This is a genomic window from Dyella subtropica (assembly GCF_026283965.1).
Taxonomy (GTDB): Bacteria; Pseudomonadota; Gammaproteobacteria; order Xanthomonadales; family Rhodanobacteraceae; genus Dyella_D; species Dyella_D subtropica.
In genome coordinates, this window is record NZ_JAPDPD010000008.1 from 1 (window position 1) to 15,805 (window position 15,805).

Below are 15,805 nucleotides of genomic sequence, written 5' to 3' on the forward strand. Positions count from 1 at the left end.
GGAGCCCACCCTGTGGGCGACCGGGCTCTGTGAAGCAGGGCCCGGTCGCCCACAGGGTGGGCTCCTACATATAAGGTGTGGCGGCGAACGAAGTGGCGCCCTTACGGTCCCAAAGCCGGGCAGGGGAGCTGCGACGAGGCGTGGTTCTCAGTTGGGGACGGGGCGCTTGCAAGTGCCCCCCTTTGAGCCCCATAAGCTAGTGCTGGCGCGCCTTACGGACGGATCAACCACCGTGCGTGGTACCCGGGCGGCATGGCATAATCCACGATCTTTTTCAGGCGTCCGGCGGAAATTCCTGCTGGCGCCGCTACTTACGAGACAAAGTGATGAATCTTCCGACCACCTTCATGCTCGCTCAGGCCGCTCCGGCCGCGGCCGGTGCCCAGGCGCCGAACCCGCTGATGACCTTCCTGCCGCTGATCCTGCTGTTCGTGGTGTTCTATTTCCTGATGATCCGCCCGCAGATGAAGCGGCAGAAGGAGCACCGCACGATGGTCTCGTCCTTGTCCAAGGGCGACGAAGTGGTGACCAATGGCGGCATCGCCGGTCGCGTGGAAGAAGTGGGCGAGGCTTTCCTCACCGTCGAGATCGCGCCGAACGTGAAGATCAAGGTGCAGAAGAGCGCCATTTCCCAGGTGTTGCCCAAGGGCTCGCTGAAGTCGTCCTGATACGGTGTGGGGCAGACGCCCCCGCGCCTCCACTCGAATGATGCTACCGCCGCGGCCCTCGTGCCGCGGCTTTGACGGATGCAAGGCATGAGTGATTTTCCACGCTGGAAATACTTTCTGGTCGCCATCGTATTGGTGCTCGGGATCATCTACGCGCTACCGAACGTGTATATGCCGGTGCAGGCCGTGCAGATCACTGCGAACCATGACGCCAAGGTGGATGAGGCGCTGAGGCAGAAAGTGATCGGTGCGCTGACGCAGCAGAACATCGCGTACGGCAGCATCACCATCAAGCCGAACCCCGCGAAGGGTGATCAGTTGATGGCGGGTTTCGCCAACCCCGACCTGCAGAAGAGCGGCCTGGACGCCATCAAGGCGGCGCTTGGCAACGACTACACCGTAGCGCTCAACCTCGAATCCACCGTGCCGCGCTGGTTGCGCGCCATTGGCGCCAACGCGATGCCGCTGGGTCTCGACCTGCAGGGCGGTGTGCACTTCCTGATGGAAGTCGATCAGAACAACATGATCGACAAGCAGGAAACGCGCTATATGGACGATATCCGTAGCCTGCTGCGCGACAAGAAGATCAATTACGAGTCGGTGGTGCGCAATGCCACGCGCGGACAAGGCGTGGTGGTGACCCTGCGTTCCAGTGAGGATCGCACCGCCGCGGGCAATGCCATCCTCGCGGAATACCCCGACCTCGTCATGCAGGACGGCGCCGCTACCGGCGATCGCTTCGTGCTCAACGCTGCCGTGAAGCCGGACAAGCTGCGCGAGATGTCGCTCAACACGGTGCGCCAGAATCTCACCACCCTGCGCAATCGTATCAACGTGCTGGGCGTGTCCGAGCCGATCATCCAGCAGCAGGGTGACAGCCGAATCATCGTCGAGCTGGCCGGTGTGCAGGACACGGCTGACGCGAAGAAGTTGATCGGCGCCACGGCTACGCTGGAATATCGCGCTGAAGGCGGTTCCGACCAGCAGGCTATGGATGCCGTTCGCACCGGCAACGTGCCCCCGAATGCGCGTCTCTATTACGAGCGCGGCAGCAGGCGCCCGATCCTGCTGAACAAACAGGTGATCGCCACCGGCGATCAGCTGGTGACCGCCAATTCGGCCGTCGATCAGCAGACCGGCTCCGCCGCGGTAGCGGTAACGCTGAACGCGGCGGGCGCCAAGAAGATGCTGGACTTCACCTCCGGCAACGTCGGCAAGCGCATGGGTGTGGTGTACGTCGAGACCACCTACGAGGTGAAGACCGTGGACGGCAAGGAAGTGCGCGTGCCCAAGGTCACCGAGGAGGTGATCAACTACGCCGTCATCAATGGCGTGTTCGGCAAGAACTTCCAGACCACCGGCCTGCACGGCCAAAAGGAAGCCTCCGAGCTGTCCAACTTGCTGCGTGGCGGTTCGCTGGCTGCGCCGGTCTATATCGTCGAGGAGCGCGTGATCGGTCCCAGCCTCGGCCAGGACAACATCGCCAAGGGCATGACGGCGGTGATGCTTGGCCTGGGCCTGGTGCTGCTGGCCGCCGCCATCTACTACAAGCTGTTCGGCCTGGTGGCCGACGTGGCGCTGTTCTTCAACTTGGTGATCCTGCTGGCGGTGATGTCGATGATCGGCGTTACGCTGACCATGCCCGGTATCGCCGGTATCGTGCTGACGCTGGGTATGGCGATCGACGCCAACGTGCTGATCTGCGAACGCATCCGCGAGGAACTGCGTAACGGGTCGACGCCGCTGGCTTCGATCCGTGCCGGTTACGAGAAAGCGTGGGCGACCATTCTGGACGCCAACGTCACCCATCTGATCGCCGCACTGGCCCTGACCACCATGGGCTCCGGCCCCATCAAGGGCTTCGGTGTGACGCTGCTGATCGGCATCCTGACCTCGATGTTCACCTCGGTCACCCTGACCCACGCCATCACCGCGCTGCTCCACGGCGGTCGCAAGCTCAAGACGCTGTCGGTCTGAAGAGGAACAGACACTCATGGAAATCTTCAACCACAACAGTAATGTCAACTTCCTCGGCATGAGGAAGTTCAGCATCGGCATCGCCGTGCTGCTGATTTGCGCCTCGCTGGCCATGCTGCTTACGCGCGGGCTCGACTACGGTCTGGACTTCACCGGCGGTGTTTCCGCGGATGTGAGTTATCAGCAGTCGGTAGCGGTGGGTGACGTGCGCGGGGCGCTGACCAAGGCCGGCATGGCGAGCGCCGTGGTGCAAAGCATGGGCGGCACCAAGGACGTCTCTATCCGTATGCAGCCCACGGCTGCCATGAAGGACAGCGACGGCAAGGTGAATCTCGACAAGGTGTCCACGGTCATCGCTGCCGCTCTACAGGCGACGCGGCCGGATGCCGTGCTGAAGAGCCGCTCCTCGGTCAGCTCGCAGGTGGGCGACGAGCTGCGCAGCGACGGTTTCGTCGCGGCGATCTTCGTGATCCTGGGCATCGGCATCTATCTGTGGATACGTTTCGAGCGCCGCTTCGCCATCGCTGCCCTCGCTACCGAGGTGCACGACGTGCTGGTGACGCTCGGCGTGCTGGCGCTGATGCGACGTGAATTCGATCTCACCGTGCTGGCCTCGGTGCTGGCGGTGATCGGTTACTCGATCAACGACAAGGTGGTGGTGTTCGACCGTATCCGCGAACTGTTCCGCCTGGCCCGCAAGGCCGAGCCGGAGGAGGTGCTCAACCGCTCGATCAACAGCACGCTGTCGCGAACGATCATCACCTCGCTGTTCACCAGCATCACCATGGCGGCGCTGTTTTTCATTGGTGGCCCGGTGGTACACGGCTTCGCCATCACCATGTTGATCGGCATCCTGGTGGGCACGCTGTCCTCCATCTTCGTCGCCAGCCCGATCCTGCTGTGGCTGGGCGTGTCGAAGAAAGACCTGATGCCGCAGACCAAGGAAAACCCGGAATTGGCGCGCCGGCCCTGATTCGCGCTGATCATCTGATGTCCCAAAGGCCCGGTCTTTACCGGGCCTTTTTTTTGCCCGCGAGAAATTGCGGATGCTTCCAGGCAATCGATTTCAGTCCCGAGAAGTGCCGGAAGCTTTTGTTTCTGGGTAGAGAAAGGAAGCGAAAACGGAATGAAGGAACCGATGGCAATCGGGAGGAGGTCAGTTCTGCTTGACGCATGTTCTTGCGATACGGCAATCCCTTACGCCAATTGGTGGCACACAGTCGAGAGGCATTTTCACGTCACCCCTACGACATTTTCACGCCGTATACCGTGCCGTGACGCCATTCATTAATTAATTGTTGACTTATCGTGAGGGCCGACGTTATGTTCGGAATATTCCGCGGTGACAGTTCTGCGACAGCTTGCGAACGCTTTGGGAAAGGTCGCAAGAAATCGAGATCTGGCTGGGGAGTGCAAGGACTACATCTGCAGGGGGATTCCTACGGACGTACATCCTTGCGGCCTTTTGACCTATCGCCTGCCATTGAAGGCGGTGTTGCTCAATTTTGCCCACCCTCAGTGGGCGTTTTCGGGGAGATCCACATGAGTTTTCGTTCGTTGAATCGCGGTTATCTGCGCTATTCGGCGCTTGCTGCCGCATTGATGGTGGGCATGACCGGCGCGGCTTTCGCCCAGTCGACCACCGGTAACATCTTCGGCCAGGCGGAAGCCGGCGAAACCGTCACCATCACCAGCGCCACCGGTCTGACCCGTCAGATCCAGACGGATGCCAACGGCCGTTACAGCACCAACAACCTTCCGATCGGCTCCTACACCGTGACCTTGCAGAAGGGTGGCGCCACGGTCGACACGCGCAAGGACGTCACCGTCAAGGTGGGTTCGGGTACCGAAGTCTCGTTTGCCTCTGCCACCAACGCCTCCGCGCTGTCGGCCGTGACGGTGACGGCGAACGCCTTGCCGGCTATCGACGTCTCGGGTGTCGACTCCCGTACGGTCATCACCTCCCAGGAGCTGGCCCGTCTACCGCTGGCGCGTAGCGCCGAGGCGATCGCTCTGCTGGCACCGGGCGTGGTGCAGGGTAGCGGCTACTTCTCCGGTAACCTTGGTGGTCCGGTGGTGTCGTTCGGCGGCTCTTCGGTGACCGAGAACGCTTACTACATCAACGGCTTCAACACGACTGACCCGCTCAGCGGCTTCGGCGGTCTGACCCTGCCCTACGGCGCGATCGACCAGCAGGAAATCCTGATGGGCGGCTACGGTGCGCAGTATGGCCGTTCCGACGGTGGCGTGATCAGCCAGGTCGGCAAGCGCGGTACCAACGAGTGGCATTTCGGTGGTCAGATCCAGTGGACCCCGACCGATCTGAAGAGCGATCCGAAGAACTACTACCTGGTCAACAAAAACGGTTCGCAGGGTCCGATTCGTCAGTACCGCAACAACAACAAGGCCTGGACCACCACGGTCGATGGCTATGTCGGCGGCCCGCTGATCAAGGACAAGCTGTTCTTCTTCGGCGCGTACGAAGCCGAGCGCCAGATGGGGCAGTACACCGACACCACCGCCTCGCCGTTCACGACCCATCAGAAATGGGACAACCCGAAGTGGTACGGCAAGCTCGACTGGAACATCACCGACAGCAATATCCTTGAAGTCACTGGTGCCTCCAGCAAGTCGTCGTACCAGGGTCAGATGAACAGCTTCAACTACAAGACCCTCCAGGAAGGCGCGTTCGACCATTACGACACGTCGACCAAGAACGGTGCCGATCTGTATTCGGGCAAGTTCACCAGCTACATCACCGACGACCTGACCTTGACCGCCATGTACGGCAAGATGAAGGGCACGTACTACAGCAACACCCCTGGTTTCGATCCGACCAACCCGCATCTGTTCACCCCGGAGAACGAGAATCCGGCGTTGAACGGTGGTAACACGATCACCAACAACCAGACGATCTCGACGATCAATCTGCCGGGTCACAAGTCGACTAACACCAACCTGCGCGTCGACCTGAGCTACAAGCTCGGCAGCCACACGCTCACCGCGGGTATCGACAACCAGAACGTGAAGAATACCGACGCGGGCACCATGTTCCCGCCCGATGGTCTGGGCTATGCATGGCAATACGGCCAGCGCACCGACCCCAATGGCAATCCGGCGCCGAACCTCTACATCGTTGGTGGTCCGGGTTCGGCCCAGCCGGGTGCGGATTGGCATAACTCGCCCTGGGTCGTATCGACTGGCTCTTATGCCGGTGGTGACCAGGGTTACTACGTCACCAAGTACAGGTATCACGACAACGCCTCGGTCCGTGTGGCCCAGCGTGCGCAGTACATTCAGGACGACTGGCAGGTCAACGACCGCTGGTTGGTCAAGCTTGGTCTGCGCAACGACCAGTTCACCAACTACAACGCTGCTGGCCAGCCTTACCTCCGTCTGACCAAGCCGCAGTGGGCGCCCCGCGTCGGCTTCAGCTGGGACGTGAACGGCGATTCCAGCTTCAAGGTCTACGGCAATGCCGGGCGCTACTACCTCGCCATGCCGACCAGCGTCGCTCTGCGTTCCGCCGGTTCGTCGCTATTCACCAATGAGTACTACACCTACACCGGTATCAACGCCAACGGCGTGCCGACCGGTCTGACCCCAATCAACACCAGCTTAGGTGCAGGCGCTCCGTTCTCGGCTAACAACGAGTATGGCCAGCCGCGCGATCCGAAGCTGGGCGCTGCCGAGAACCTCAAGTCGGAATACCAGGATGAGTACATCCTCGGCTTCGACAAGAAGCTGGGCGACTCGTGGGTGTACGGCGCCAAGGCGACCTATCGCAATCTGCGCAACGCGATCGACGACACCGCCGACAGCACCTCGATCATCAGAAAGATGAATGCGATGGGTATCGACCCGGCGACCTACGACGCCACCCAGGTGCCAGGCAGCATCCTGATCAACCCGGGTAAGAACGCCACGTTCGATGTGGCGAAGCTGGCTGGTGGCTATTACAGGGTCCCGATGGATTGGAAGAAGGACTTTGGCTTCAACACCACGCTGAAGCGCAAGTACTACGGCCTGAACATGTACCTCGAGCATCCGTTTGACGGCAAGTGGTACGCCAAGGTCGACTACCTGTGGTCGCGTAGCTACGGCAACACGGAAGGTCAGGTGCGCAGCGACATCGGCCAGACCGACGTTTCGGCCACGGTGGACTGGGACTACGCGCAGATTATGGACTACGCCAATGGCTACCAGTCCAACGACCGCAGGCATCAGATCAAGGCTTACGGCTCGTATCAGATCGCTCCGGAGTGGATGGTGTCCGGTAATTTGGCGATCCTGTCCGGCACGCCGCGTATGTGCCTCGGTTATTACGGTGCCAATCAGAGTGACCCGGTCGGCTATGGTGTGATCTATCACTTCTGCCATGGACACCCGGACAGGCCTGGCGACGAGCGCAACCCGTGGACCTACTTGCTCAGCTTGAGTGGCGAGTATCGTCCGGAATGGGCGGACAAGAAGCTCGGTCTGAGCGTGATGGTCTACAACGTGCTTAACAAGCAGACCAACACGCAAGTTCGCGCGAATTCAACCACCGCACGGTACCTGCAGCCGCTCTTCTCGCAGACGCCGCGTTACGTCCGCTTCGGTGTGACGTACGACTTCTAAGATGTGTAATCCGGGCCTTCGTTGGAAAGTTACGAAGGCCTGGGGCTCACGTAGAGAAGTAGCGTTCTGACAAAAATTAAACGTGCGTCGATTGTCTCGGCGCACGTTTTTTTTACCTTGAGGAAAGTCATCTCAAGGGGTTTGTGGCAACGACTAACTAACTGCAACCACACATGGAGAAATGGATATGCACCATGGGTTCAAGATGTCGAAGCGGTTTTTCCTGGGATTGACGGGTGGTCTTTTGCTCAGTGGAAGTGCGTGGGCTGTCAATCCAGGCGGGACAATTGTAAAAAATAGCTACTACAGCGATGCGTCCATGACCGTCAGGGTCGGTGAAAGGGACTACAACTGCCAAGGCCAAGTGACGTGGTGGGGGCAGCAGACCATGTATCAGTCTTTCACCGCAAAAGAGTGCGCGGATACTGGCGGTAGCACAGGCGGTGGCGGCGGCGGAGATCTACCTGGGCCGCCCAACTGTACGGTCATATATACGCCTTACCCCGAGGCGATTTGTGGCGGTTAATAAAGAAAGCCCGGCATTAGCCGGGCTTTTCATTTCGGTATGACGCACGACTTCTGGTAGCTAAGGCCGATCTCACACAGTGTCGTGGAATCCATGGCAGCGACGATTGAGACAAGAGCGAGGGATCCATGACAACGGCAGGTGTAAACGTCGCACACGCCGAAACCGATGCGGAGATCACCGCAACCTTCGATGTCATGCAGCAGCTCCGCCCTCATCTGGAGCGCGAGCACTACGTCCCGCTGATCCGAAGCCTGATGGTCAGCGACGGACTCGGATTGCTCGCGCTGTTAGTCGACGGAACCGTACAGGCGGTGGCCTCGTATCGCGTGATGAACATGCTGTATTGCGGACGGCTGCTCTATGTGGACGATCTGGTTGCCGACGAGCGTGTCCGCTCGCATGGCTACGGCGCACAGTTGATCGACCGGCTCAAGCAGGAAGGGCGTGCACTCGGATGCAGCGAGATACAGCTGATCTCACGTGTGACGCGGGAACAGGCTCACCGGTTCTACTTTCGTGAGGGCTTCGGCGTGGAATGCTTCCACTTCCGGGCCAAGCTTTAGCGAGACAGGAGCAGCGGCAGCGTCCGCTCAGGCCGCGGACGCACCTTCATTCGCTGGCGTCGGCGACGCCGTGGCCGCAGCGCCTTGATGCTGTGCGGGCGATGCATGATGTCCCACCCCATGGTGTTCCCATTGGTCGATGGGGATCGGCTCATAGTCCGGCCCAAACGCCACCTCGCCGAGCTTCCAACCTGCAGGCCGCCGCACCGCACCCCAGAAGCGCTTGAACGCGGCCCAATGCAGGCCGATCAAACCATGATCGTTGTCCGCATCCACGGTGGGATCGCCCACGCCGGTGGGGCGCGGCGCCATGCCGTACAACGCGGTGCCAAACAACACATCCCAGATCGAAAACACCTGGCCGAAGTTGCAGTTGTGCAGGCCGGGGCGTTCGGGATCGACCAGCATGTGATGCAGGCGATGGAACTTGGGCGCGACGAACACGCGGTCGAAGACTGGACCGAAACCGATGCGCACGTTGGCGTGGGAGAAGTTCTGTACTAGTTCGCCGACCAGCACCAGCCAGGCGAACTGCTCGGGTTCCACGCCCATCACGATGCCGACTACGGCCAACACCATCGACTGCAGGAAGCCATCGATCAGGCTGCCGCGGTCGTTGGTCCAGCAGCTCATCTGGCGCGTGCTGTGATGCATGCTGTGCAGCGCCCACCACCAGGGCAGGGCGTGCTGCAGGCGGTGCATCCAGTAGTAGGTGAGGTCGTAGACGACGTAGTAGCAGAAGAACAGCAGCAGCGGATGCTGGTTCAGTACCGGAAACCAATGCGTGATGGCGAGCGGCGAGGCGCTGCTGTCGCTCGGGCCGGTGTCGGGGCCGCCGAAGTAGTTCGCGAGCGGCGCGAGCACCAGGTAGCTGAAGATCGGGAAGATGCCCACCAGCATCATCAGCGTGTACTGGAAATCGACCCGGGTGAGTTTGCGGTCGGTCCACTGTTCCGCCGGCATCAGGCTTTCCAGCGGGCGGAAGATGAAACCGATGATGCAGAGCTGCAGCATGGCGATCAGCAGCGAGGCGGCGATGTCGTTCGGATGGCCAGACAGCTTTTCAAGGTGCAGAAACTGCAGGACCGGAAGCACGCCGTGGCTGGCGAACCAGCTGACCAGGTGGGACCACAGTTCGGACATCAGGACACCATCACTACTTGTTCGTATTGTGGCGTGACCCGTGGGATGGGGCAGGCCGTCCATTTCCCGCGCGGATGCGCTGCGGGCTCGGCCCTAGGGCGAGGGGAATCACTGAACCGAGGCGTTTAGGATACCGCCCGGGCACACGGCGGGCCAAGCCAGGCGCAAATCCTTGCGTATGCAAGGCATGGCTCGCTCAGTCGGCGGGCTGGCGCAGGCGGTTATCGAGCTGTGCCAGGCGCTCGGGCGTGCCTACATCGGTCCATTCGCCTTGGTGATGATGGCCGCCGATTGCGCTGCGGCTCATGGCGGCACTCAATAGCGGACGCAGCTTGAAGCACGGTTTGCCAGTCGCGCCTACGGTGTCGCCGCCGATCTCCCGCCAATCGTCGAGCAGCTCTCTGCGAAACACGCCAAGTCCGCTGAAAGTGAGTCGCGGCTCGCCTTGCTCATGAAGCTGGCCCGTGGCGTCGAGACGAAAATCGCCGTTGGGGTGATGTGCCGGGTTGTCGACCATTACCAGATGCGCCAAGCCGGACGGCTCGGCCGGCAGCTTGCCAAAGTCGGCGTCGGTCCAGATATCGCCGCTCACCGTGATAAAGGGTTCCGGCCCCAGCAATGGCAAAGCGTTGAGCATGCCGCCACCGGTTTCCAGCGGCGTGGGGCCCTCATACGCATAACGGATGCGCAAACCCCAGCGTGAGCCATCACCCAGCATCTCGGGAAATTGTTCGGCCAGATGGGATGTGTTGACCACCACGTAGTTCACGCCGATCGCGGCAAGCTTTTCCAGGTGCCATACGATCAGCGGCTTGCCACCCACTTCCAGCAGCGGTTTGGGCGTGTGGTTGGTCAGCGGACGCATGCGCTCGCCCAAACCGGCGGCGAAAATCAACGCGTGCCTCATGCGTCGGCCGCCTGGGTCAGATCACGGCCCTGCGCGTGCCGTTCGAGCAACGCGGCAAAATCAGCCAGCTCAGGATAGTTGCGCGCTACCGACACGACGTACTGATAAATGCGCGGCACGTCAGCCAGGTAACCGGGTTTGCCATCGCGATACCACAGTCGGTAGAACTGGCCCAACACTCGGGTATGGCGATGCAGGCCGGTCAGGTCGAACCAGCGCTGGAAGCGCGCTCGGTCCACCCCGGCACCGATCAAGCCGGCGTCGATCAGTCGCAACCGGTAGGACTCGGCCCAGGCTTCGACTCGCTCGCGCGGCCAGGCGATATAGCCGTCGCGCAATAACGAGGCGAGGTCGTAGCTGATCGGCCCGGAGAGCGCGCCCTGGAAATCGATGATGCCCGGGTTGTTGTCCGACACGACCAGCAGGTTGCGGCTGTGGAAGTCGCGGTGCACGAAACAGCGAGGCTGTTCCAGCGCATTCTCGATCACCAGCTCGAAGGCGGCGGCCAGCACGGCCTGTTCCTCGCGATCGGGCGCCTGGCCCAGGTGTCGCCCCAGAAACCATTCCGGCATCACTTCCAGGCCGCGTGCGAGCACATCGCGGTCGAAGGGCGGCAGCTCGCTATGGTCCATGCACCGTTGCATGCGCAGCAGCGCATCCATCGCATCGCCATAGAGCGCGTCGACGTTGTCGGCGTGGAGCTCGGACAGGTACAGCCGCGTACCCAGGTCCTCAATCAGTAAGAATCCTTGCTCCAGATCGGTGGCATGCACGGTGGGCACGTGCAGGCCGGCCGCAGCCAGGCGCTGGCCGATATCCAGCCACGGACGCGGGTCTTCCTGCGCCGGCGGCGAGTCCATCACGATCCAGCTCTTACCCTCATGCTGCGCGCGCCAGTAACTGCGGAAACTGGCATCGGCCGAAGCCGGTTCCAGCGTGAGGTCGGGGCAGGAGAGGGCGGCGCGTGCCCAGGCAAGGCGGGCGTCGGCGCGTTCGGTGCTGAGAGTCATGGCTGGCGGTGGCGTGGCATACGATCAGCTTAGCGGCGGGTCCCGAAACTGGCGAGTGGTGGGCGCCGAACCTGTTCGCGGTCCTGTAATCTGCGCGGCATCCCTAAGGGTAGATTTATGGACAGCACGGCAACGCGTATCGGCATCATTGGTTTGGGTTACGTCGGGCTGCCGCTCGCCGTGGAGTTCGGCAAGCATTTCGATACGGTCGGTTTCGATATCCATGCCGGGCGCGTGGCGGAACTCCAGGGTGGCGGCGACCACACGCTGGAAACCTCGGCCGAGCAACTGCGTGCCGCGACCCGCTTGAGCTATACGCACCAGATCGAAGGGCTGCGCGACTGCAACACCTACATCGTCACCGTGCCTACGCCGATCGACGAGGCGCAGCGGCCGGACCTCAAGCCGCTGCAGGCCGCGTGCCGCATGCTTGCCGGTTTGCTCAAGCGCGGCGATGTGGTGGTGTTCGAATCCACGGTGTACCCGGGCACCACCGAGGAAGTTTGCGTACCGCTGCTGGAGCAGGGCTCGGGACTCGCCTTCAATGCGGACTTCTTCTGCGGCTATAGCCCGGAGCGGATCAACCCGGGCGATCACGCGCGCCGCGTCACCGACATCACCAAGCTCACCTCCGGCTCCACGCCGGAAGTGGCTGAGCGGGTGGATGCGCTCTATCGCACCATCATCCGCGCCGGCACGCACAAGACCTCGTCGATCCGGGTAGCCGAATCGGCCAAGGTGATCGAGAACGTGCAGCGCGACGTTAACATCGCGCTGGTCAACGAGCTGGCGTTGATCTTTCATCGCCTTGGCATCGATACCGAGGAAGTGCTGGCTGCGGCGGGCACCAAGTGGAACTTCCTGCCGTTCCGTCCCGGACTGGTCGGCGGCCACTGCATCAGCGTGGACCCGTACTACCTCACTCACAAAGCCGAGGTCACCGGCTATCACCCGGAGTTGATTCTCACCGCGCGGCGCATCAACAGTCGCATGGGCAGCTATGTGGCTGACCGCTTGATTCGCCTGATGAGCGAGCGGCGTTTGCACATCGTCGACGCGCGCGTGCTGGTGCTCGGTTTCGCTTTCAAGGAAAACTGTCCGGATCTACGCAATACGCGCGTGGTCGACATCGTGCGCGAGCTGGAGTCGTCGCATGCGCAGGTGGATGTGTACGATCCGTGGATCGATGCCGACGAGGCGCGCAGCGAGTATCGCGTGCAGCCGGTCGAAAGCATTCCCGATGGGGCGTATGACGCGATCATCCTGGCAGTGGCGCATCGTCAGTTTCGCGAGTGGGGGGCGGAGCGCATTCGTGCGTTTGGCAAGCCTGGGGCGGTGATTTTCGATGTGAAGTCGTTATTGCCGCAGGCGTCGGTGGACGGGCGGCTTTAGTCGCGCATGAGGTCTGGTACTCGCATGAGCGTGGCGAGGTTGTCGCAAGTATGAAATTGTCTAACAGCGGCTTCCTCGCCTAGAGTGTTGCCTATGCGCGCACAGCCGCCCCTGTTAACTCGCCTTCGTCGCCGTTTGCACGGCGCGCGCTGGCTGTTCGCGTTGCTGGTGGTGTTGAAGTTCGCGGCGGGTGCGGCCTGCCTGGCGGTTGATGGCGGGCGAGTTGAAGCCACGAGTGCTGTGACGACGGGTGCTGTGACGACGGTGATCGTCGAAGCCACTCAGGCTTCTATCCAGGATGACGCCGCCACATCGTGCTGGCACGACGGTGCCAATGGCTGCCATTGCCATTGCACGCATGCCACGCCTTTGGCGAGCCGCGGGCTCGCCTACTTGCTGCATCTCCAGCCGGTGCGTGTTTTCGTCGCCATGCGGCCTGCGGTGCAGTCGCCGCCCATGCGAAACCTCCTGCGACCTCCGATCGCCTGATCCCTCCGTAATGGCCGCGCGCACCTTGCGTAGGTGCGTGCTTGGATGGATTTCAGGAGTTTTTGATCATGCGTTTCTATTTGTGGGCACCGTCAGGTGTCCTGTGCGCGCTCGTGGGTGTCAGCCTGGTCGCCGCATCCTTGATGGCGCAACCCGTCGGTGCCACGACAACGTCCGTTGTCGATCGCGCGCCGGTAGCAATCACTCACGCCATTGGCGCGCTGTGGTCGGACAGCGCCGAAGTGCGCGCGGCTCGCGCCGAACTGGAAGCGGCCCGTGCGCGGGCGCGTGCCGCGGGGCAGCCGCTGTACAACCCCGAGCTGCAGTTGGCTGCGGAGAACGCCGATGTGGATCGGCGCACCGTGGGCCTCAGTCTTGCGCTGGATGTGTCCGGCAAGCGCGAGGCGCGCCGTGCCGTAGGCGATGCCGGTGTTATCGCGGCACAGGCGGCTTATGACCAGGTGCGCCGCGATGTGGCTGCGCGCTGGCTGAAGGCGTGGTTCGCGGCCAAGTTGTCCATGCGTGAGAGCGAACTGGGCAGGCATCGCGTCGCACTGATGCAGCGATTCGCCGATCTGGCCGAGCGCCGTTTGAAGGTGGGCGACGTCAGCATCACGGAGCGCGACCTTGCAGCGCTCGCACTGACTGAAGCGCAAGCACAGCAAGCGGCCTTGCTTGGCAAGGCCGCGGGTTCGCAGGCAGTGCTTGCCTCGCTGGGCGGTCCTGTAGATACGCTCGACCCACCTGCGTCATTCGCGTTGCCAGCGCCACTGGGTGATCACCGGTTGTCGACAAGCCAGCTGTCGTTGGAACAGCTTCCGGAGTTGCAGCAGGCACGGGCGCGTGTCGCAGGTGCTGATGCCGGCATTCGCGCCGCCCAGCGCCAACGTCTGCCCGATCCCGTGCTCACGCTTACCGGGGGGCGTGTGCGCACCGGCCCCGGGCCAGGTATGAGCCAGAACGTGGTCGGCTTGAGCCTCTCCGTGCCGTTGCCTATCCGCAACAACTACCGTGCCGAGGTCGAATCCGCGCGCGCCGAATCGGACGCCGCGCTTGCCGGACTGGATGCGCAGCGGTTGGCCCTGCGCGCACGGCAACGCGAGAGCGAGGCGCGTTATGCCGCCCTGCGGGAGGCCAGTGCGGTGTTCAAGGGGAGTCGTGCCGCCGCTTTCGACGACCGCGCTGCTTTGCTGGAGCGCTTGTGGCGCGCAGGCGAAATCAGCACTTCCGACTACCTCGTGCAACTCAAGCAGAGCCTGGATACCGCGCTGTCCGGCGTGACGCTGGAGAACGAGACCTGGCAAGCCGGGATCGATCACCTCAGCGCCACGGGTCAGCTGATCGGCTGGGTCGATGCCAACAACAAGGACGCTTCCCCATGAACAAATCGACATCGAAGACCTCGCTATGGAAGGCCGCGCTGCTGTGGCTTGCCCTCGCGCTGGCATGCGGAACGGCGGCAGCAAATGCCGAGGAAGCGCATGGCCAGGCCGCCAACCCGCTCGAACTCGATGCCGCCGCGATCCGCGCGGAAGGCATCGTTACCGCACCGGCTGCCGTTCGCCGCCTGGAGAGCGAGATCAAGGCACCTGGTGAAGTGAAGGCGAATGGTTATGCAACCGTACTGGTGTCGCCGCGCGTGCCGGCGCAGGTCGTCAAGCGTCAAGCGAGGCTGGGCGACAGCGTCAAGGCCGGCGCGCCGCTGGTGACCTTGTCGAGCGTGGAGGTGGCCGAGGCGCAAGGCGCGCTGATCGTCGGTGAACGCGAATGGCAGCGCGTGAGTTCACTGGGGCCGCAGGCCGTATCGGAGCGACGCTACACCGAAGTCAAAGTACAGCGCGACCAGGCCAGGGCACGCCTGCGGGCCTATGGCTTGAGCGACGGCCAGGTGGCTGCGTTGCTCCGTGCGGGTTCGGCGCGTGCGGACGGTACGTTCGAGCTGCTTGCGCCCGCCGACGGGCGCATCACCGCGGACGAGTTCATGCTGGGCGAACGCATCGAACCCGGACGCGCGCTGTTCACCCTGGTGGATGAGGACAGCGTGTGGGTGCAGGCGCAGCTGGCACCCGCCGACGCATCGCGTGTTCGCCGCGGTGGTATCGCACGCGTGGAGGCGCATGGGCAGGCATTGAACGGCAAGGTGGTGCAGCTGCCGCATCAGGCCAGCGAGCAGACCCGCACGGTGCCTGTGCGTATCGAGGTTAGCAACCGCGATGACCTGCTGCACAACGGCGAATTCGTCGACACCTTTATCGCCGCGGGCGACGGGCGCGAGGCGCTCGCGGTGCCCGATGAGGCCGTGTTGCTGTTGCAGAACCAGCCCAGTGTGTTTGTCGCCGTCGGCAAGGGGCGCTTCGAGCCGGTGCCGGTGGCCGCTGGCGTCAGCCAGGGTGGCTGGACGGTGGTTCGTGAAGGGTTGAAGCCAGGCGCGCAAGTCGTGGTCAAAGGCGCGTTCGCGTTGAAGGCTCGCTTGCTGAAATCGCAGATCGGCGGGGACGGGCACTGAC

13 protein-coding genes are annotated in these 15,805 nt (G+C 62.4%); 10 read left to right on the forward strand and 3 right to left on the reverse strand.

Going from position 1 to position 15,805, the window contains the following annotated elements; genetic code table 11:
* The first annotated feature begins 326 nt into the window (after positions 1-326).
* From yajC to OUZ45_RS08320, 6 genes are all read left to right on the forward strand, one after another.
* Complete coding sequence (gene yajC, locus OUZ45_RS08300) at positions 327-668, forward strand: preprotein translocase subunit YajC (RefSeq protein ID WP_266169467.1); 342 nt, start codon at positions 327-329, stop codon at positions 666-668.
* Between the two features lie 87 nt (positions 669-755).
* Positions 756-2,645, forward strand: coding sequence for a protein translocase subunit SecD (secD, locus tag OUZ45_RS08305; RefSeq protein ID WP_266169468.1), 1,890 nt, complete (start codon positions 756-758; stop codon positions 2,643-2,645).
* A gap of 16 nt (positions 2,646-2,661) precedes the next feature.
* Positions 2,662-3,618, forward strand: coding sequence for a protein translocase subunit SecF (gene secF, locus OUZ45_RS08310; protein ID WP_266169469.1), 957 nt, complete (start codon positions 2,662-2,664; stop codon positions 3,616-3,618).
* A gap of 569 nt (positions 3,619-4,187) precedes the next feature.
* On the forward strand, positions 4,188-7,265 hold the full coding sequence (locus tag OUZ45_RS08315) for a TonB-dependent receptor (RefSeq protein ID WP_266169470.1): 3,078 nt from the start codon (positions 4,188-4,190) through the stop codon (positions 7,263-7,265).
* Between the two features lie 205 nt (positions 7,266-7,470).
* On the forward strand, positions 7,471-7,791 hold the full coding sequence (locus tag OUZ45_RS20930) for a DUF6289 family protein (protein WP_486599077.1): 321 nt from the start codon (positions 7,471-7,473) through the stop codon (positions 7,789-7,791).
* 128 nt (positions 7,792-7,919) lie between these two features.
* The gene (locus OUZ45_RS08320; RefSeq protein ID WP_266169471.1) at positions 7,920-8,357 is read left to right on the forward strand and encodes a GNAT family N-acetyltransferase; all 438 of its coding nucleotides are present in this window, start codon (positions 7,920-7,922) and stop codon (positions 8,355-8,357) included.
* Positions 8,358-8,384: 27 nt separating this feature from the next.
* On the opposite strand, the gene OUZ45_RS08325 is transcribed toward OUZ45_RS08320, so the two are convergent.
* The 3 genes from OUZ45_RS08325 to OUZ45_RS08335 form a co-directional block, all read right to left on the reverse strand.
* Complete coding sequence (locus OUZ45_RS08325; RefSeq protein WP_266169472.1) at positions 8,385-9,500, reverse strand: sterol desaturase family protein; 1,116 nt, start codon at positions 9,498-9,500, stop codon at positions 8,385-8,387.
* 196 nt (positions 9,501-9,696) lie between these two features.
* Positions 9,697-10,407: an N-acetylmuramate alpha-1-phosphate uridylyltransferase MurU gene (gene murU, locus OUZ45_RS08330; protein WP_266169473.1), complete on the reverse strand. Its 711-nt coding sequence runs from the start codon at positions 10,405-10,407 to the stop codon at positions 9,697-9,699.
* Positions 10,404-11,417, reverse strand: coding sequence for an aminoglycoside phosphotransferase family protein (locus tag OUZ45_RS08335; protein WP_266169474.1), 1,014 nt, complete (start codon positions 11,415-11,417; stop codon positions 10,404-10,406). The genes murU and OUZ45_RS08335 overlap by 4 nt, the downstream gene beginning before the upstream one ends.
* A 117-nt stretch (positions 11,418-11,534) precedes the next feature.
* On the opposite strand from OUZ45_RS08335, the gene OUZ45_RS08340 reads away from it, so the two are divergent.
* The 4 genes from OUZ45_RS08340 (at position 11,535) to OUZ45_RS08355 (ending at position 15,804) form a co-directional block, all read left to right on the forward strand.
* Positions 11,535-12,809: a nucleotide sugar dehydrogenase gene (locus OUZ45_RS08340; RefSeq protein ID WP_266169475.1), complete on the forward strand. Its 1,275-nt coding sequence runs from the start codon at positions 11,535-11,537 to the stop codon at positions 12,807-12,809.
* Positions 12,810-12,902: 93 nt separating this feature from the next.
* The gene (locus tag OUZ45_RS08345) at positions 12,903-13,298 is read left to right on the forward strand and encodes a hypothetical protein (RefSeq protein ID WP_266169476.1); all 396 of its coding nucleotides are present in this window, start codon (positions 12,903-12,905) and stop codon (positions 13,296-13,298) included.
* A 68-nt stretch (positions 13,299-13,366) separates the two neighbouring features.
* A complete protein-coding gene (locus tag OUZ45_RS08350) occupies positions 13,367-14,680 on the forward strand; it encodes a TolC family protein (protein ID WP_266169477.1) in 1,314 nt (437 codons plus the stop codon).
* Positions 14,677-15,804: an efflux RND transporter periplasmic adaptor subunit gene (locus OUZ45_RS08355; RefSeq protein ID WP_266169478.1), complete on the forward strand. Its 1,128-nt coding sequence runs from the start codon at positions 14,677-14,679 to the stop codon at positions 15,802-15,804. Before OUZ45_RS08350 ends, OUZ45_RS08355 begins: the two co-directional genes overlap by 4 nt.
* Position 15,805: the final 1 nt, after the last annotated feature.